This is a genomic window from Pseudomonas kielensis (genome assembly GCF_030505375.1).
GTDB lineage: Bacteria > Pseudomonadota > Gammaproteobacteria > Pseudomonadales > Pseudomonadaceae > Aquipseudomonas > Aquipseudomonas kielensis.
Genome location: NZ_CP130043.1, coordinates 4,720,015 through 4,739,178 on the forward strand (window position 1 = coordinate 4,720,015; position 19,164 = coordinate 4,739,178).

Sequence of the window (19,164 nt, forward strand, 5' to 3'; positions counted from 1 at the left end):
GGCGATTGTGCAGGATTCTGCAGCAACTGGCAGCTAAAAAACGAGGCAGGCGTCAGATCGCCTTTGCCGCGTGGGCCGCTCAAGCATCGCTGGCCAGCGGGGCGCGGATAATGCCGGGGGAGGGGGTTGATACAGGCGCCGCGCCCCCCCCAGCACACAGCCTTGGCCCCTATTGACTCGTCTGGTAATTCGCAACCGCTTGCTCAAGGTTGAAGAACATTCGTGTGCGGCTCAATTCCGCCAAGGGCGAATGCATCATCATCGCCAGTACCGTTGGGTTCATGCCTACGAACAAGAGTGTCACGCCTTCATCGCGAAGTCGGCGCTCACCATCGGTCAGCATTTTGAGCGCGGTGTATTCCAGGTCGAACACACCACTGAAATCAAGCGCCACAAAGCGTGGTCTCGCCTGGTCGATCAAGGTGCGCATTTTTTGCCCGATCCTCTCAGCATTCGCGAAGAAGATACGGCCTTCGGGGCGCAATAGGAGTAAATCCGAGAAATGCTCATCAAGAGGGTTGGCATCACTCTCTGGACGAAAAACATTAGTGCCTGGCTTGCGAACGATCACATACACCGGTGGGTCGGAAACTTGATGAGCCAAGGCCAGGAGAGAGACGATGATGGCCACGAGGATACCTTGTAATGTGCCAAGCATCATGACGCCCAACGTCGCGACAAGAGCCCAAACAAACTCTGTGCGGCGGACCTTGAGAATTTCTCGAAACTCGGAAGGGGCAACCAGCCCAACTGAATAGACGATCACCACGGCAGCCAATGTGGCGTTGGGCATCAAGCCAATATAGGGGGCCAATAACAGAGCGGCCCCCAACGCCAGAATGGCGGTGATCAATCCCGCCAACTGAGTGTGGGCCCCCGCCAGGCGGTTCACCGCCGTCTGCGTCGTGCCCCCTCCGGCAACCATGGCACCCAGGAAGGCTCCCCCTATATTGGCCATGCCTGTTGCGATCAACTCCCGGTTTGCTTGAGGCGAGGGTTCATCACTGCGATCAAAGGCACGCCCCGCAGCGATCGTTTCCGTAAAACTCATCAAGGCAATGCCCGCAGCAGAAGGCCAGAGCGTTGCTACCAGTTCCCACTTGGGCAACGTCAAGGCAGGTAAGCCGGTGGGAACATAACCGACTACCGAAAGACCATGGGTATCCAGCCCTAGCCAGCTCACCCCCAGAATCCCGATGGCCACTGCTGCCAATGGTGCTGGTATGGCCGGCGTAAAACGCTTCATTGTGATCAGGATAAGCACCATGAACAGCCCGACTGCAACGGTAATCAACGACGCATCGGGGAGCCCCTGTAACGTGGCCCAACAGTTATGGAAGAAGTTGCCCTTATCAATATGGATGCCGATGAGTTTGGGCACTTGGTCAAGCACTATCACGATGCCGATTCCTGCCTTGAATCCTACGAGTACAGGTTCGGAGATAAAGTTGGCGACAAAGCCCATGCGCAAAAGTCCCGCCAGCGCGAGGAATCCCCCTACCAGCAAGGCCAATGTGGCTGAACCTGCCATCAAGGCTGCCGGATCGCCGGACGCACCAATCTGATCAAGTGCCGAACCCGCCAGGATGGCGAGTGTCGTTGTCGTACTCACGCTCAGTGGCCGCGACGAGCCGAGCACGGCATAAATCAGCATGGGCACCATCACGGTATAGAGCCCTACCTGAACCGGCAGACCCGCAATGGTGGCGTATGCCAGTGCTTTGGGGATGACCACGGCCGCGGTGGTCAGACCCGCGACCGTATCGCCTCTGAGCCAGCTCTGCCGATAGTTGCGTATCCATTCCGGCAATCGTTTTTGCGAGCGGCGGGACTGCTCGTGCGCGACGTCCGGCGGGGCAGTGTGTGGGGGGGACTCTGATTCAGAGGGGCGCGGACTCATTGAAAACTCCAGGACGAGACTCACTGTTTTCAGCAAATGCACTCGAATAAATCAGTATGAAAGCGCGGCGGTCGTCGTGGTCTGCTTTAAATCAACTATTCTTCGCCAATCCAGGCCATCCAGTTCAATGTCGTTTGTTTGCCAAACCTTCAACAGTGGCGGTTTGTACCGGTTTGCTCATCGCGCTTCGCAGGGTTTGAGTGCCAATCGATGGGTGGCAGGGCTGTCCTGGCACTTGCATTGATTTTTGTCAGAAATGCCAATGTCGGCTGGTGTTAGCGTTTAGCAAAAAATGGCTACGCATCGGCTCGAGTATCTGTTCCGAAGCCGGGGAGGGGGGGGAACATGAACAATGCTAGAAAGGGTGCCGTGATGGCATTGGTCCTTTTGTCAGGGGTTTTGAGCCAGCTTTACGGGTGTGACAAGGCACCGGTTTCCCCGGCTCGCAAGCCGCCTGAAGTGACGGTCATGACAGTCACTGCCCGCGACACCCCAGTCACCTTCGAATTCGTCGCTCAGACCCAGAGCTCCCGCGAGGTGGAAATCCGTGCTCGCGTGGCCGGCTTCCTTGATCAGCGGCTGTACACCGAAGGTGATCTGGTGAAAACCGGGCAGAAGCTGTTCCAGATGGACCGTAAACCTTTTGAGGCCGCGCTGCTCTCGGCCCAGGGCCAACTGGCCCAGCAACAGGCCCGCTGGGAAGTGGCCAAGGCTACGTTGGCTCGGGTCCGGCCCCTGGCCGCGCAAAATGCGGTCAGCAAGATGGACCTGGACAATGCCGTGGGCAACGAGCGTGAGACACGTGCCGCCGTGTTGGCCGCAGAGGGGAATGTGCGCACCGAGCAACTGAACCTCAGTTACACCACCATCGTCTCTCCCCTCACCGGGCTTGCAAGCTATTCCAAGAAGCAGGAAGGCAGTTATGTGACGCCAGGCGAGTCGGGACTGCTGACGTCGGTGTCACAAATGGACCCGATGTACGTCAACTTCAGCCTCTCGGAAAACGAAACCTTGAAGTACCGCGACGATGTCGCCGCCGGCCATCTCATTTTTCCGCCGCGCAGTGAGTTGATCGTAGAGGTCGTCATGGCGGACGGCACCGTGGTGCCCAACACGGGCACGGTGAACTTTCTGGCGCCTTCCTATAGCCAGGGCACGGGCACTTTCCTGGTCCGCGCAGTGCTCGCCAACCCCAATGGCCTGCTCCGTCCCGGCCAGTTTGTGCGGGCCCTGGCCAAAGGCGCCTCCCGGCCCAACGCCATTCTGGTGCCGCAAAAGGCGGTATTGGAGGGGGCCAAGAGTCACTTCATATGGGTCCTCAATGCCGAAGGAAAACCCGAGCAACGGGTGGTTGAAGTGGGCGACTGGCAAGGTGACAACTGGTTCATCAATAAGGGCCTGCGGTCCGGCGAGCGTATCGTGGTCGATGGCGCGATCAGGGTCACGCCGGGCGGGCCATTGAACATCGTCGACGCCCCCGGCGCCGCATCCACAGGCGCCGCCGATGGGCAACCGGCAAAAGCCGATGGTGGGAAAAGCCAATGAGTATTTCCCACTATTGCATCGACCGGCCCATCTTCGCCTCGGTGATTTCCATCGTTATCACCTTGGCCGGTGCTGTGGCCATGCTCAAGCTGCCTGTTGCGCAGTACCCGGACATCACGCCGCCGCAGATCACGGTGGCCGCGACTTACCCCGGTGCCGATGCCCAGGTCGTCGCCAATAACGTGGCGGCGCCCATCGAGCAGCAGGTCAACGGTGCCGACAACATGATCTACATGAACTCGTCGAGCTCCGCGACGGGCAACATGACCCTCAACGTGTTCTTCGAAATCGGCACCGATCCATCCCTGGCCCAGGTCGACGTGCAGAACCGGGTGAACCTGGCCTTGCCGCAACTGCCCTCCGCCGTGCAGAGCCAGGGCATCCAGGTACAGAAAAAATCCTCGGCGTTCATGATGGTGCTGGCCGTGTATTCCGCCGGCGATCGCTTCGACAGCACCTACGTCGCCAACTACGCCAACCTTTATATCCTCGATGCGATCAAGCGGATTCCGGGGGCGAACCAGGCCAGCATCTTCGGCACGCCCGACTACGCCATGCGGATCTGGCTCAAGCCTGACCGCATGGCCCAGTTGGGCATCACCGCTGCCGATGTGCAGCAAGCCGTCGCCAATCAGAACCAGCAGTTCGCCGTCGGCCGGGTCGGCCAGTCGCCAACCGGCAAACCCGTCGAGCAGTCTTTTGCCGTGACCACCAAGGGACGCCTGACCGAGCCTTCGGAGTTCGAGAACATCATCTTGCGCGCCAGCAATGACGGCGCGGCCATCGTTCGACTCAAGGACGTCGGTCGCGCCGAACTCGGGCAAAAGGACTACTCCCTGCGTAGCACCTATCAGGGCCGGCCGGCGACGCTGATTGCCGTGTACCAGCAGCCCGGCGCCAACGCTCTGGACGTTTCGGCGGCGGTGACCAAGACCCTGTCGGACATGAAGGCCACGTTTCCCGAAGGCATCGAATACAAGATCGTGATGGACACCACGGCCTTTACCCGGGCTTCGATTTCCGAGGTGATCCACACGTTCTTCGAAGCCCTGGTGCTGGTGGTCATCGTGGTCTTCATCTTCCTGCAGAGCCTGCGGGCCACGCTGATTCCGGTGCTGGCAGTGCCGGTGTCGATTGTCGGTACGTTCATCGGCATGGCCGCCCTCGGGTTTTCGGTGAACATGCTGACGCTGTTCGGCATGGTGTTGGCCATCGGTATCGTGGTGGACGACGCGATCGTGGTGATCGAAAACGTCGAGCGCAACATGCATGTGCACAAGATGACGCCCAAGGACGCGGCCAAACGGGCGATGGATGAAGTCGCCGGCCCGGTGGTGGCCATCGTCCTGGTGCTGTGCGCGGTGTTCATCCCGGTGGCGTTCATGGGCGGTATCACCGGTCAGCTCTACAAACAATTCGCGATCACCATCGCCATCTCCGTGGTGATTTCCGGCCTGGTCGCCCTGACCCTGTCCCCGGCCCTGGCCGCCTTGCTGCTCAAGCCGCAGCACGGTGAAAAGAACGCGTTTTTCCGCTGGTTCGAACGCAGCTTCGAACGGATGACCGAAGGCTATTCCCGCTCCGTGGCCTTCATGATCAAGCGCTTCGTCCTGGCGTTGCTGCTCTTTGCCGGGATGATCGTGCTGATGCTGTTGATGGCCCAGCGCATCCCCAGTGCGTTCCTGCCGCCGGAAGACCAGGGTTACTTGCTCGGTGCGGTGATCATGCCTGACGCCGCCAGCCTGGATCGCACCGGTGAAGTGGGCAAAGTGGCCAGTGACTTCTTCATGAACGACGAGGCCGTCGAAGGCGTCGCGATTGTCAACGGTTACAGCCTGCTCGACGGCCAGAACAAGAACAATGCCAGTGCGTTTTTCGTCGGCTTCAAGGATTTCGAGGGGCGCTACAAGGATTCTGAAACCATCAAGGCACAGAGCGCCCCTGCGGTGATCCAGAAAGCCACGCAGGCGTTTTCCACCGTTCAAGGCGGGATCATCCTGCCGCTCAACCCTCCATCCATTCCCGGCCTGGGGACCACCGGCGGCATGGAAGTCTGGATTCAAAGCAAGGGGGACGGCAGCGTCGATCAACTGGCTGAAGTGGTTGGCAATCTGGTGGCCAAGGCCAAGGAGCGTCCCGAGCTTGGCGCCATTACCTCCACCTTCAATGTGTTTTCCCGGCAGTTGATGGTCGATGTCGACCGGGAAAAAGCGGAATCGCTGGGGGTGCCGGTCGAAGATGTCTACAGCGCCATGCAGACCATGTTCGGTTCGCTGTACGTTTCGCAATTCAACAAGTTCAGTCGCCTGTGGCAGGTGATTTTGCAGGCCGAACCGGCTTATCGCTTGAAGGCCGAGGACCTGCAGGAGATCTTCGTGCGCAGCAAAAACCTTGAAATGGTGCCGCTCAAGGCGTTGCTGACCACCCGCTACGTCACCGGCCCCGACCTGCTGACCCGCTTCAATAACTTTCCAGCGGTCAAGCTCACGGCGAATCCGGCGCCGGGCTACAGCTCCGGCCAGGCACTCAAGGCCCTGGAAGAGATCAGCGAGCAGGTCATGTCCAACGACTACGCGCTCGCCCTGAGCGGCGAGGCGTTCGAGGAGAAAAAGAGCGGTGGCGCCTCCTCCCAGGTGTTCATCTTTGGCCTGGTGATGGTGTTCCTGATCCTCGCCGCACAATACGAAAAATGGTCGCTTCCCGTGGGTGTGCTGCTGGCGGTGCCTTTCGCCTTGTTCGGCGCCTTGCTCGCAGTCCTGCTTCGGGGGTTGAGCAACGACGTCTACTTCCAGATCGGCTTGACCATGCTGGTGGCGCTGGCTGCCAAGAATGCCATCCTGATCTTCGAGTTTGCGGTGTTGAATCGGGAAAATGGCATGTCCGCCTACGATGCCGCCATGACCGCCGCGAAAGAGCGACTGCGCCCGATCGTGATGACATCCCTGGCGTTTATCCTCGGCTGCGTTCCGCTGGCCATTGCCGTCGGTGCGTCCGAGAACAGCCGTCACTCCATCGGTACCGGGGTGATTGGCGGCATGCTGGCGGCGACGGCGATCGCGATCTTCTTCATCCCGCTCTTCTATTACCTGGTGGAGCGTATGTTCGGGGAAAAGGACACCGCCCAAAAGGCTGCCAAGCCGGCCGAATTGACTCAGGCTGCGCAGATTCCCGACGGCGCGGCACAAAACCGACAGGAGGGGGATTGAGATGGCTAAGCCCTCTTTTGCTCTGTTGATGTGCCTGGGCCTGGCGGGTTGCATGGTGGGGCCTGACTACCAGCCCCCGAATATCGACACCCCCGCGGCCTACCGCTACGCGGACAAGGAAGCCAGGAATCTGTCGAACACGCTATGGTGGGAGCAGTTCCAGGACCCTGTCCTGAATGAACTGATCCGCACCGCGTTGCTCGAAAACAAAGACATCAAGATTGCCGCCGCGCGGGTCGAAGAGTTCCAGGGCCGATACGGCCAGACCCGTTCCCTGCTGTTTCCACAAGTCGGGCTGGGCACCCAGGGGCAGCGGTCCCGCTCGCCGCGCGACTCCGGTCCGGTGCCTTTGGGTTCATCGGTGGACCCGGTGTACAACAACTACCAGGCCATTCTCAGCGTCAACTGGGAGCTGGACATCTGGGGCCGTTTGCGCCGCCTCGACGAATCCGCCCGTGCCGATTTGCTGGCTTCGGAGGAGGGCCGTCGAAGCGTTATCTTGAGTCTGGTGGCTTCGGTCGCATCGAGTTACGTGACCTTGCGCGATCTCGACCGGGAACTGGAAATCGCCCGTACGACCGCCAAGGTGCGCGGTGACTCCTTCGAGATATTCAAACTACGCTTTGGTGCTGGCACCATTTCCGAAATGGAGTTGGCGCAGAACCAATCCGAATTCGAGCGCACCCAGGCCTCGGTTGCGCAATTCGAACCCTTGGTCGCGCAACAGGAAAACGCCTTGGCCGTGCTGCTTGGGCGCAACCCGGGGCCGATCATTCGCGGGCGTGAGCTGGCCCAACTGAATCTGCCATCGGTGCCTGCCGGCTTACCGTCGGATTTGCTCGAACGTCGACCTGACCTGCGTCAGGCCGAGCTGAACCTGATCTCGGCCAATGCCCAGATCGGCGCAGCCAAGGCCCAGTACTTCCCGACCATTTCCCTGACCGGGCTGTTGGGCTCTGCCAGCAACCAGCTGTCTAACCTGTTCACCGGGCCCGCTTCGACCTGGTCCTATGGTGTTGCGGCGAGCATGCCGATCTTCACGGCCGGCGGTATCGCCGGCCAGGTGCAACAAGCCGAAGCCTTCCAACAACAAGCGCTGCTGATCTACCAACAGTCGATTCAATCGGCGTTCAGGGATGTGGAAAACGCCTTGGTCGCGTCGAGCAAATCCAGAGAGCAGATGGCCTACCAGGCCAGGCAGGTCGAGGCACTGCGTACCTACGCTCATTTCGCTCGGCTGCGTTACGACAACGGCTACACCAGCTACATAGAGGTGCTGGATGCCGAACGTAGCCTGTTTGACGCCGAGTTGAACTACACCCGCACCCGTGGCTCGGTGTTCACCAGCATGATTGATCTGTACAAGGCCACTGGCGGAGGTTGGGTGAATCAGGCGGACCAACTGACGGCAACCACCGCCGCAAAGGAACCCTGATCGGGGCGCATCAACACGTGAGAGAAGAACACTGATGAAGCCGATCCAGCGCAGCAGTTACCTCGCATGCTGAACCCCAATGCCAGGTGCAACAGCACACTACGTTGTGAGGCAAGGTCATGGACCACGATCTTTCAATGGCGAAGACCCGGCTATTGCCGGGTCATATTCGTCATGTAGCGCTCTTGTGGGTGGCGTGCTGTTTCGCCGGGTGCACAACGATGGGACCGAACTCGATTCAGCGTGACCGTACAGACTACAGTGCGGTCATCGCCTCGACCTGGAAAGAGCAGACACTGCTCAACATCGTCAAATTGCGCTACGCAGATGCGCCCGTGTTCCTCGAGGTTTCCTCGGTCATCGCCTCCAGCGCGATGCAGAGCCAGGTCAACCTTGCGGCGAGTTGGTATTCGGGACTTCCCAGCGATGGAAACAACCAGGCCATAGGGGCTTCCGGGGTGTACACGGATCGTCCGACGATCAGCTACACCCCGCTTTCCGGGGAGAGATTTTCTCGTTATTTACTGCAGCCCCTGTCGCCGGCCGCGGTGTTCTCCTTGATTCAGGCAGGCTACCCCATCGATCGTGTCCTGCAATTGACCACCAGCGCCGTTAACGGTGTCTACAACCGGTCCACATCCCCCTCACGCTTTCGAGCAGCCGATCCGCGTTTCTACGAGTTACTGGAGGCCTTCAGAAGGATCCAGCGCTCTGAGTCGCTGGGCATGCGCATCAGTCAGCGAAGCAGCGATGAAAGCATGCTCGTCTTGATCTCGCGTGATGTCTCCGACGATGTCGAGAACGATCGCCAAAGGGTGCGCGAACTCCTTCACTTGAGGCGCGGTGCCAGTGAGCTGAATCTAACGTTCGGCATGGTGCAACGGCACGATACCGAGGTCGCGCTACTGACTCGTTCCATGTCGGAAATCTTCGTGGAACTGGCCGCAACCATCGAGGTTCCACCTGCACATTTGCAGGAAGGGCGTGCAAACCCGGCACCTGCTGCGCCTGCGCATCCCAGCCCATGGGACGAACCATTGGTGCGTATTTATTCAAGCCGGGAACAACCCAGCGATGCCTATGCCGCTGTTCGCTATCGCGACTATTGGTTCTGGATCGATGACCGTGACATGAAATCAAAGTCGGAGTTCTTGTTTGTGCTCGTACTGTTTTCGCTGGCCGAAACGGGCGTGGCACCGCAGACGCCGGTGATCACCGTGCCCGCAAACTAAGCCTTCGCGTCGCAACCTGGCTGACACTCGAGAAGAGGGCCGCACGCCAAAGGGAAAGGGGAGGATTGGTGTTGGCCCTGGTCCAGCACGGTGCTGCGCCGTGCTCCTTTCTAGAGCCAACGCCTGACCTGGCTGCAGTACTGCGTGAACTCACGCCCGAAAAGCCTGGCAAGGGCCCGCTCCTCAGGCCCGATCTGGAAGCGGTTCATATACATCACGAAGCCCAGCACGCCGAGGAGTGCCGGTGGCCAGGCGAGGAGGATTGACCAGGCTATCAGGACTGTGGCGAAGCCCAGGTACATGGGGTTGCGTGTGTATCGGTAGACGCCCGAGCTGACCAGGGCCGACGCTGTTTCCGGCTTCAGCGGGTTGACCGTGGTATGGGCGCGGCGCAAGGACAGCACACCGGCTAGACAAATGGCGACGCCTGCCAGCAACACCACCAGCGCCAGGCCAATGCGCCACTCGATAGTCAACGCCACGGCGCCCGGTAAGTATCGAGCTGCGCACCACATCAACAGACCGAACAGGGCAGCAACCAGCGGCGGAGGGATGCGGTTGTCCATGATCAATTCCTATTAGAGACGAACGGGCGATCAGTGTGAGGGTTATAGCCACTAGAGGGTCAAGCACTGGGTGGCGCTTTCTCGGGAGGCCGCTTTCAGCCGATTCTGTTGAAAAAGTCGGTACTTCCAGACTGCCTACGTACTGACTGCTCAACATGCCTTTTTGCGCGTCGCTATGCGAAATCTGAGCCGCGAATCCTCTGCTCAACGTGAAGATTTCAATCTCAAGCGCATACTTCTCTACCGTGGAAACCATGGCCGACTTTTTCAACAGAATCGGCCAATAGCGGACGTTCAGACGGGGTAGGGCTGTCGCCGTTGGCGGCCTTTTTTGATTTTTGCCATTCGCAGCATTGATTACGTGCCTCATCTATACCAATCCCGTAACCAACGGCTGCTTTTGGTTGAACAGTTGCTCCTGAAAACCAGCCATGATGCGGGTTGCCTTTGGCGCGCGTCGCGACCTATTATTCAAATAGACCATCTTTTCCCCCAGCGTGCCCCCATGAGTCAATCGCTACACAATCTCCCCATTGCTCTTGAAATCTGCGCTCAATGCTGGACGTTCAGGCAGGCGGGAATTGTGTTGCTTCGACGTCGCCGCAGTACGTTCTTCGCTCTTACTTTCTCACCTCCTGCCGTCTTCAACTGATCGGGCGCTTCGCATCGCTCCACTAGACCTGCGGCCATCGTGATGATGATCCGCATCGCCTCAATGGCCGGTCTCCTATTGATGATCAAGGCAAGACCCGCTCGGTTTTCGGGCGGGGAGGAAGAGTAATGAATAGCGTATTCAGCAAAATCGATATGCACCCTGTTCGGCCCTGAAGCACAGGGACGTTTCTTGACATGGAGGGCATCATTTTGATCAAGACTATTCGTAACGCTGATGTGGTAGTGATCGGTGGAGGCTCGGCAGGCTGTACCATCGCGGGCCGGCTTGCTGCGGCAGGCCGTCAGGTACTACTGATCGAGGCGGGACCTGACTATGGTTCGCGGACTTCACCCGATTGGCCCGCCGATCTACTCAACGCACGCACGCTGCCCACATCGCACGACTGGGGCTACACCGGTCCCGGAAGCGCCGGCCAGCCACTCGCGCTGGACCGTTGCCGTGTGATCGGTGGCTGTTCAAGTCACAATGGCACGACCCAAAATGTCGGCTGGGCCGGCGATTATGACCAATGGGCTGCCCAGGGCTGTCCCGGCTGGGATGCGGCGTCTCTTGCACCGCTGTTTGAATCGGCGTTAGACCGCTATTGGGCCAGACACTATCTGCCCGACGAGATCCAGCCCTTTCACCAAGCGGTCCTGGGGGCCGCTTCCGCTCAGGGGTTGCCGCTGGTAAGCGACTTCCATTTGCTTGCCGGCGGTGCCGGTGCGGGTTGTGCCCCGATCAACAGCTCGCTGGAGGGTGTTCGCCTCAATGCGGCATTCGCCTATCTGGACCCTGTCCGTGACAGTGGGCATTTGCAAATGCTGTGCGACACGCTGGTGGAGCGAATTTCATTCAAGGACGGGATCGCTCAAGCGGTACACATCATTCATCAGGGCGTTGAACAACGCATACCTGCCAAGCTGATAGTGCTTTGCGCGGGAGCCTATGGAAGCCCGGAAATATTGCTTCGTTCGGGCATCGGCCCCAAGGAACATTTGGCCGATCTGCAAATCCCCGTGACCCTGGATTTGCCGGGTGTTGGACACAATCTGCACGACCAGCCAACCGCCAATCTGGAGTATGAGGGCACTCAAGCGTTGGCCGAGGCGCTTACTGCATTCGAAGCCGATCGGGTGCTGATGGAGGAGCAAACCATCATCAAATTGCGTTCTCCTTACGCAGGGAGCGCCCCGTATGATTTGCACGTGTTTCCCTGGATTGAACGCGATCCTTCCCTCGAACAGGGTTGGCGCTGTGTTTTTCCGGTCGGCCTGCTACGTCCCAAGTCACGCGGACACCTACAATTGACCTCCAGTGACGCAAACGTTGCCGCGACTATCGACACGGGCTTCTTCGCTGATTCCGACGATATTCCGCCAATCTTGTTCGGGATTCAGTGGACCCAGGAGCTGATCCGCTCACCGGCCATGTCTGCATTCATCGGCGCGCCCTTGGCCATCCCGCCCCAGCAGCAAACGGAACGGATCGAGTGGGTACGGAGCAATCATCGCCACTACTGGCACCCGGTTGGCACCTGCCGCATGGGGCCTTCGTCCGACCCCTACGCAGTTGTTGAATACACCGGCAAGGTACATGGATTGGAAGGACTGCATGTCGCCGATGCCTCGGTGTTTCCTGAGGTGCCGCGCGGTACGACGGCACTGCCCAGCGCTGTCGTCGGTGAACGCATTGCGCGTTTCCTATTGAATGGAGTCTGCTGAAAATGCTGATTCCACAATACGGCAGCCTTTTTATCAATGAGCAATGGACACCTCACACAGGAGAGTCCGTTTGGCCTGCACAGGTGAACCGGGCTCGAATGGCAAAGGCAGCCTGTCGCTGGTTGTGATGGGCATAAATAGACTGATGAATGGGCATGTTTTTCGCTGTTTCAGCGTCGCGCAGACAGCTGTCGCGGGGCCAAAAATGAATCGTGGAAACAGTTACTAAACGCCTGCATCTCCGGGCCAAATTTGCGCTCGCGATGCCACGCCAGCCCGACACTCATGGGCGTCACCTTGTCGGTGACGGTCAGGGTTTCGATGCGATTGCCTTCCAGTGACCAGAGGTGGAGCAGCAGATTCGAGAGGATTGCCACGCCGCTGCCATTGGCGACCATGCTGCACACCGGTTCGACTGAACTGGTGACAGCTTGGTTTGGCGCCACCACATTGGGTCTTGCGTTGATGTTTTCCGGCGGCGGCCTGATGAATCGCCCGTAGCGTCCATGAGGCGGCACGCAATGTTGTTCGCTCACCTCAAACGAATCCTGAAACTGGATCGATTAAGGCTACGAGAAATGACCGGTGCAAACGACGAATTTACCTTGGCCGCTGCGGTACAGAATTTAAGAAGACTGGCGAAACTGACCTCACAAGGGCCGCCGGCCCCGGGATAGGTACGCCCGGAATCAGCAAAAACCCTCAAATTAACCCACTGACCAAGCTGCAAAGATCAACGCAGAACCCAAAAACCACCCAGCGTGGTGAACAGGTTCTGAAGTGACGGCCAAGCTTAATGTCTCCCCCGGTGTCAGGATAGTTGTCGCCTCGCCAGACTTACCTGAAACCAGACCCCGGGGGCGGAAAGAGAGCCGTTGTGCCGTACTATTCCTCTGAGCGCAAAGCCGAACTGCTCAAGATGCTGGGCCCTCCACTCAACCTGACGATGGCCGAAGTCGCCAGGCGCGAGGGCGTTACTGAAATGTCGCTGTATACCTGGCGCAAACGAGCCAGTGCCGAAGGATGTGTGGTGGTGACCGATCCCAAACACCCGACCGAGAGTTGGTCGGCAGAAATGAAATTCGCGGCTGTCGCCGAATGTGCCAGCTTGTCCGAGATTGAACTGGGTGAATACTGCCGTCGCAAAGGCTTGTATCCCGAGCAGATTGCTGCCTGGCGGCAAGCCTTCCTGAGTGGGATGGCCCCTCAAAAAGCGCAGCCCAAGGTTGATCGGGAGCAGGCCCGTCAGGATCAGAAACGTATTAAACAGCTTGAGCGCGAACTGCGCCGTAAGGATAAGGCGCTGGCTGAAACAGCCGCGTTACTGGTGCTGCGAAAAAAGCTCAACGACTACTGGGGAGTAGACGACGAGGACAATTGACCGCTCTGCCGGAACGGCAACTGCTGGTGGCGTGGCTGACAGAGGCGATCAATACCGGCGCTCGAAAATCGATGGCGTGCCAAGAAGTTGGATTGACGCTCAGAACGTTGCAGCGTTGGACTCAAACGGAAGAGGTGGTGGCGGATGCGCGTACTACTACAGTTCGCACAACCCCGCCCAATGCGCTGAATGAGCATGAGCGAATAGCGATTCTCAACCTGTGCAACAGCGCTGAGTATGCTCACTTGCCACCCAGCCAGATCGTGCCGAGGCTGGCCGATAAGCAGATCTACGTAGGCTCGGAGTCAACGTTCTATCGTGTGCTTCGAGACTGCCGGGCAGAGGCAACACCGAGGACGCGCTCAGCGCCCTGGACGTAATGCCGAGCCAACCACGCATGCGGCTCATGCACCAAATCGTGTGTGGTCGTGGGACATCACGTACTTGCCGTCTTCGGTGCGTGGAAAGTACTACTACCTGTACCTGATCGAGGATATTTACAGCCGCAAGAGCGTCGGCTGGGAGGTGCATGAGGATGAGGACGGCGCCAAGGCCGCAGTGTTGCTGCAAAGGAGCGTGATCAGCGAACAATGCCTGAGAGAGCCTCTGGTACTACACTCGGACAACGGCGCGCCGATGAAGTCGACCACGTTGCTGAGCAAGATGTATGAGTTAGGCATTACGCCATCAAGGGGCAGACCGCGTGTCAGCAATGACAATCCGTATTCGGAGGCTCTTTTCAGAACGCTGAAGTACTGTCCGCAATGGCCGACCAAGGGTTTCGAGACCTTGGATGCTGCAAGATGCTGGGTGCGTGATTTTATCCGCTGGTACAACCACGAACACCGACATAGCGGGATCCGCTTCGTCACACCGGCAGAGCGTCATCGTGGTCAGGATAGGCAAATCCTTGCCCTGCGCCATGAGCTGTATGAACAAGCTCGAAGCAGGAATCCAGAGCGATGGTCAGGACGCACTCGTAACTGGGAGCCAATTGGTACGGTGCTGTTGAACCCTGATCGGGATCAACAGCACGCGAAGCAAGCCGCATAGCTGGATGGTTGACGCGACAACTACCTTGAAAAACGCCGGTCTTTCAGTCTGAAATTTCGACTTTTTCAACAGAATCAGCCAACCGCGGACGTTCACTTTAAACGGCAGAGCGATTCCGTTTCCTGGCTGCAATAGGGTATTGGCGCATGACCTGAGCCAAGTGCCGACTTCCAGTTCACGGCTTTTTAGGTAATGCGTCTTCACCTCAAAGACAGTCATAAGCGTAGGTATTCATTAAGTTTTTTTTGCTTTCGTGCTTGACGCCCCAGTGGTAAAAAACGTTTAATTGCGCCGCAGCCCAGATAGCTCAGTCGGTAGAGCAGGGGATTGAAAATCCCCGTGTCGGCGGTTCGATTCCGTCTCTGGGCACCAAAATACCGAGAAACCCCAAGGAACAATGTGTCCTTGGGGTTTTTTATTGCCTGCGATTTAATGGCCTCTGGACCATTTCTGGACCAAGGCGCTTCGGCAGTGTGATTGAAAGGCGTCCAACGGACTTTCGGTACCGGACCAAAAACTGAATAGTTTTAATCTGATTTAAATTGTCAGGCTGAGAGCCTCACTCAGACAAGCTGAGACGTCGGCAATACAGTCCGCCCAGGCATAGTCGTCTCGTCTCCCATGGAGCGCCCCAGGGGCCCTGCGCGCGCCCCGTGCCCTCCCACGTCTGAATAGATAAAAGTCACGTGGTATGCGCGGCAGTCACAATCCGGCGCCTGCATCCTGCCAGTACTTCCTCATGGAGCGCCTACAAAAACAGAGCAGACTGATGAGACATTGGCGCAAAGTCTTTCCCATACTCGCTGAACGCAAACTACTACAGACATTATTGGGCAGATGTCACGCTTGTTCGTCCAGCGCGCCTTAACATCTTCTGCCTGCGTTTGGCTCGTGAACTTTCGACGAGCAACGCTTTAACCGTTACCGACGCGCGCCCCTCAATGTAGCTCTGTGCTGGGTCGCTGCGTGAACAAAGCTGGCGTCGATGATCTGCCCCCTCTCCGCTTTGAAACCATGCTGATGATGAAGCGAGCGTTGTACTTTGTCGAAAATCAGGTGCTGAACCTTCGTTTATACCAGTTGCTCATGAAGACCCAAATTGTGTATCGATATAGAACACGACCAGAGCCCCACAGCCGGGGAAAAACTGGAAACTCATGCGATCGACATCTGCTCATTGGACAGGCTGAACAGATGCTAGGGCACCCGTAACAGCGCCATCAGCTCCTGGGGATTGAGGAGCCCGCTTTTAGCCCGGAATGAACTGGGAGCCCAACAATCTATCTCGGTAGCCGTGGCGCACAGTGCACATGCTTACTCATTAGCTCAGCGCCCCTATTTGCCTCCCCAATTCACGCGGTGCGCGCGGTGGAGCGTTCCATCCACCCTTCCAAACCATCACCAAAACAACCCAAGTATCAATTTACTGAGGGCGAAGGACGGTAGACAGCACGATGTCAAAGTAATAGCCTCGGACATATTAATTCGCTCCCCAAGCACCTCGAAACCTAACAAGGATGTAGAAATGCCAACTCCCCAGATAACTACTCTTAAAATCAAGAACTTTGGTTGCATTGGCCCGCAAGGTATTTCAATCGACATTGATAAAATTGTAATCTTGGTTGGCGCCAACAACGCTGGAAAAAGCACAATCCTCAGGGCGTTTGAAGTTGTGGCTGATAGCCTAAAGCTAAACGAAGATGAGTTTCACAACAGGATAGTTTCTCCAGACAGCCCACCTGAAATTGAAGTTCACTCTATAGCCACCGACGAAAACAAACCTGGTGATAATTGGTGCACCGTGTTGGGTGATGGAACATACTTAATAAAAGAGAAATGGACCTGGACCAACGTCAACACCGAACCCAAAAGGGTCGGCTACAATATTAATCACCAAAGATGGGCTATCACAGCAGATGGCGAAACTATGCCATGGGGAGCAAATAACGTCGCAAAGTCTCGTCGACCGAAGCCTCGCAGGGTTAATACATTTGACAATCCCGAAGTACAAGCGAAGGCAATCACCTCTTTATTGAAGACCGTTCTCGAAGAAAATATAAAAACTTTAAAGCTAAACGAAGACGACGAACTCTCTCGATTCGATACAATTGTTCAAAACCTCATTACGCTACGCAATGAATCTAAGATATCCCAAAAGACAAGTGTGGATGCAATTCAAGCGCAAGCCAATCAAATCCTAGAAAAAATATTCCCTAATTATGAACTGAAGATTATTTCACCTGAGAGTACAGCTCCAATTGGAATAGACCTATTAGGTGAAGAATTCGACATCGAAATGGGACTCATCGACGGCGTTTCACTGCCTCTAGAAAAACAAGGTAGTGGAACTCGCAGAACAGCTTTGTGGACAATACTAAAATTACTAGCCGACAAAGGTGTTCGCGCAAGGCCCGCCTCTGGCAAAGCAAAGGCTCACGAACCTGTAGGCCCAAACACAGCTCACATTCTCCTATTAGATGAACCCGAAGTTAGTCTTCATCCCAAAGCAATTCAAAATGCGCGTGACGTCCTATATTCCCTACCAGACAATGAAAACTGGCAGGTGATGATAACAACCCACTCTCCTAGCTTTATTGATTTAAGCAAAGATCATACAACAATCATTAGGGTAGAGAAGAACTCACAGGACAACATTGAAGCCACCACCCTATTCCGTCCAGCCCAAGCCCAACTGGATGCAGACGATAAAGAAAACCTAAAACTAATAAATCTATTTGACTCACACGTTTCTGATGCATTTTTCGGGGGCAAAATATTAGTAGTTGAAGGGGACACCGAATACGCTGCATTCAACTACATAAAGCAAAAAGAGTTAGAAGCTGGCAACAACTTCTACCATGACCTAAATGTTATACGTGCACGAGGTAAAGTCACAGTAGCTTCGATGATGAAAATTTTGAATCATTTTCAAGCTCGCTACTTCGTACTTCACGACACTGATCGTCAACGCACAAAGTCCAAAGTCAAAGACAGAGCAGCAAGCGTTGATGGAAGGACTGTCTATCGGGTTACAGATATAAGGAATCCCGCTTGGACAAATAACGAAAAAATACTAAACCAAATGTCTAGAAACTCTCGCGTAGTCGCATCAATCGTCAATTTCGAAGAGGCGTATTTCGCGGAGGTTGTTGACAGCGAGAAGCCTGAAAACTGCATAAACCATCTAAAATCAGAACTAGCCGCATATAATGTGACGAAACAATTACTTGACGGTGTATTAGAGCTCAATGGCGTTGATCTTCCCGATGGAGCCATCGCATGGACAACAATTGAAGAAATAGACCAGCGAGTGGCTGATTGGGATATGAGAACCCTTTATTTGAATGACTAAAAACCATTCGCAATAAAGGCAAGCTCCGATGGTGAGCAACAGTATTTCTGCGCTAGGGATGATTTTGTAGTGGGTATTTTCGATATATTTAGTAAAGAAAAACGTGAACGAGCGCAGTCAATTTTCGACTATGACGCATGCCGCAAACATCGCGAGGTAAAGTTACTCTCGTTCCGACAGGCCATGCGCGACCAATATTCCTTTGAATATCCTGACGGACTCATACTGGCGAATAAATATTGTCGCAACTTTATCATATATTCAAAAGCTAGCGGAAAGTTGCATATTGGTGACTTTGCCGACGAGTTCTATCCTCGAATCGAATATATCACCGAGGAAGCTGGGACTGAGGACAGGCGTAAAGAAGTTATTACCTACCAGCAAAAGCTTAAGTTGGCGAGAGGGAATATCTGCAAAAGCTCAATGTCAAAGTTCGGATTTGTATCGTTCACCGATTTTACAAGCTATCATTCCAAAGTGATGCATAAAGGGTACGGGATTTTCAACGAACTTTCGCTTGAATTTATTTATGGCGCCGCTCTATATCTAAATGGCAGAGAAATCGCCTTATCTACAGTTTGGGTCAAGCAGCCTAGGAGCTGTTTTGCGAAGTCTTTACAAAAGTATGTAATAGAAGGTCGTCCGACTCAAAAAGGCATTTCTGTTGTCGAACTGGTGATTGGTTATTGCAACCCAATTAACGAACACTACAATTTTAGATATGAAATTTTGTTTGATGACAGATGTGACTACACTAAAACGGATGACGGTAATGTCTTCAGAAAAGCTTTCAACGAACTGAATGCCTTTATGTTTGCTTTTGAAAATGAAATCAATGGAACTAAAAACCCTGACGAATTCTATTTAGAGCATCCGGGTAGCATTTGCTCAAAAGAAGAGAGCGACAAGCAGGGTTGATCAAGGGCTTAGTATTTGGTTAGGAACTCTTTCGCATGAAGGGCTTACAAGATATAGCTAGTATAACGCTGATATAATTACACGTAGCCGATTTAAACAATCGGATGACGTCACTAATTCAGATTACTGCGGCAGTGGTGAGATACGCTGTAAAAGACCACCTCCTACCACTCCCGACTAATCTTTTTAGCCCACCT

At 55.7% G+C, this 19,164-nt stretch carries 9 protein-coding genes, 1 tRNA gene and 3 pseudogenes; 10 read left to right on the forward strand and 3 right to left on the reverse strand.

Annotation, left to right across the window (positions count from 1 at the left end):
- Positions 1-169: 169 nt before the first annotated feature.
- On the reverse strand, positions 170-1,900 hold the full coding sequence (locus Q1W70_RS22080) for a SulP family inorganic anion transporter (protein WP_302097942.1): 1,731 nt from the start codon (positions 1,898-1,900) through the stop codon (positions 170-172).
- 468 nt (positions 1,901-2,368) lie between these two features.
- Between Q1W70_RS22080 and Q1W70_RS22085 the strand changes: the two genes are divergently transcribed.
- The 4 genes from Q1W70_RS22085 to Q1W70_RS22100 all read left to right on the forward strand — a co-directional run bounded on the left by Q1W70_RS22085 (position 2,369) and on the right by Q1W70_RS22100 (position 9,318).
- Positions 2,369-3,445 (forward strand): efflux RND transporter periplasmic adaptor subunit, encoded by a 1,077-nt coding sequence (locus tag Q1W70_RS22085; protein WP_166592829.1) that lies wholly within the window; start codon positions 2,369-2,371, stop codon positions 3,443-3,445.
- A complete protein-coding gene (locus Q1W70_RS22090; protein ID WP_166592830.1) occupies positions 3,442-6,651 on the forward strand; it encodes an efflux RND transporter permease subunit in 3,210 nt (1,069 codons plus the stop codon). The genes Q1W70_RS22085 and Q1W70_RS22090 overlap by 4 nt, the downstream gene beginning before the upstream one ends.
- 1 nt (position 6,652) lies before the next feature.
- Positions 6,653-8,086: an efflux transporter outer membrane subunit gene (locus tag Q1W70_RS22095; RefSeq protein WP_302097944.1), complete on the forward strand. Its 1,434-nt coding sequence runs from the start codon at positions 6,653-6,655 to the stop codon at positions 8,084-8,086.
- A 119-nt stretch (positions 8,087-8,205) separates the two neighbouring features.
- A complete protein-coding gene (locus Q1W70_RS22100; protein ID WP_302097946.1) occupies positions 8,206-9,318 on the forward strand; it encodes a hypothetical protein in 1,113 nt (370 codons plus the stop codon).
- Between the two features lie 110 nt (positions 9,319-9,428).
- Here the strand turns inward: Q1W70_RS22100 and Q1W70_RS22105 are convergent, their stop codons facing one another.
- Positions 9,429-9,884, reverse strand: a complete 456-nt coding sequence (locus Q1W70_RS22105) for a methyltransferase family protein (RefSeq protein ID WP_302097947.1) — start codon at positions 9,882-9,884, stop codon at positions 9,429-9,431.
- A gap of 849 nt (positions 9,885-10,733) precedes the next feature.
- Between Q1W70_RS22105 and Q1W70_RS22110 the strand changes: the two genes are divergently transcribed.
- The gene (locus Q1W70_RS22110; protein ID WP_302097948.1) at positions 10,734-12,263 is read left to right on the forward strand and encodes a GMC family oxidoreductase; all 1,530 of its coding nucleotides are present in this window, start codon (positions 10,734-10,736) and stop codon (positions 12,261-12,263) included.
- A gap of 170 nt (positions 12,264-12,433) precedes the next feature.
- Here Q1W70_RS22110 and Q1W70_RS22115 read toward each other — a convergent pair.
- Positions 12,434-12,721 (reverse strand): annotated as a pseudogene (locus tag Q1W70_RS22115) (LysR substrate-binding domain-containing protein); the annotation flags it as partial.
- A 63-nt stretch (positions 12,722-12,784) separates the two neighbouring features.
- On the opposite strand from Q1W70_RS22115, the pseudogene Q1W70_RS22120 reads away from it, so the two are divergent.
- From Q1W70_RS22120 to Q1W70_RS22140, 5 genes and pseudogenes are all read left to right on the forward strand, one after another.
- Positions 12,785-12,940 (forward strand): annotated as a pseudogene (locus Q1W70_RS22120) (IS5/IS1182 family transposase); the annotation flags it as partial.
- A gap of 200 nt (positions 12,941-13,140) precedes the next feature.
- A pseudogene (locus Q1W70_RS22125) lies at positions 13,141-14,697 on the forward strand (IS3 family transposase).
- Between the two features lie 296 nt (positions 14,698-14,993).
- Positions 14,994-15,069 (forward strand) — tRNA-Phe (locus tag Q1W70_RS22130).
- A 1,153-nt stretch (positions 15,070-16,222) separates the two neighbouring features.
- Positions 16,223-18,049, forward strand: a complete 1,827-nt coding sequence (locus Q1W70_RS22135; RefSeq protein WP_302097949.1) for an ATP-dependent nuclease — start codon at positions 16,223-16,225, stop codon at positions 18,047-18,049.
- A gap of 69 nt (positions 18,050-18,118) precedes the next feature.
- Entirely contained in the window at positions 18,119-18,967 is an 849-nt protein-coding gene (locus Q1W70_RS22140) for a hypothetical protein (RefSeq protein ID WP_302097950.1), read from the forward strand.
- Positions 18,968-19,164: the final 197 nt, after the last annotated feature.

Coding starts and splice junctions, on each gene's coding strand:
- Q1W70_RS22080 (WP_302097942.1), bottom strand. CDS start 1,900: ATGAGTCCGCGCCCCTCTGAATCAGAGTCCCCCCCACACACTGCCCCG.
- Q1W70_RS22090 (WP_166592830.1), top strand. CDS start 3,442: ATGAGTATTTCCCACTATTGCATCGACCGGCCCATCTTCGCCTCGGTG.
- Q1W70_RS22085 (WP_166592829.1), top strand. CDS start 2,369: ATGACAGTCACTGCCCGCGACACCCCAGTCACCTTCGAATTCGTCGCT.
- Q1W70_RS22105 (WP_302097947.1), bottom strand. CDS start 9,884: ATGGACAACCGCATCCCTCCGCCGCTGGTTGCTGCCCTGTTCGGTCTG.
- Q1W70_RS22100 (WP_302097946.1), top strand. CDS start 8,206: ATGGACCACGATCTTTCAATGGCGAAGACCCGGCTATTGCCGGGTCAT.
- Q1W70_RS22135 (WP_302097949.1), top strand. CDS start 16,223: ATGCCAACTCCCCAGATAACTACTCTTAAAATCAAGAACTTTGGTTGC.
- Q1W70_RS22110 (WP_302097948.1), top strand. CDS start 10,734: ATGGAGGGCATCATTTTGATCAAGACTATTCGTAACGCTGATGTGGTA.
- Q1W70_RS22095 (WP_302097944.1), top strand. CDS start 6,653: ATGGCTAAGCCCTCTTTTGCTCTGTTGATGTGCCTGGGCCTGGCGGGT.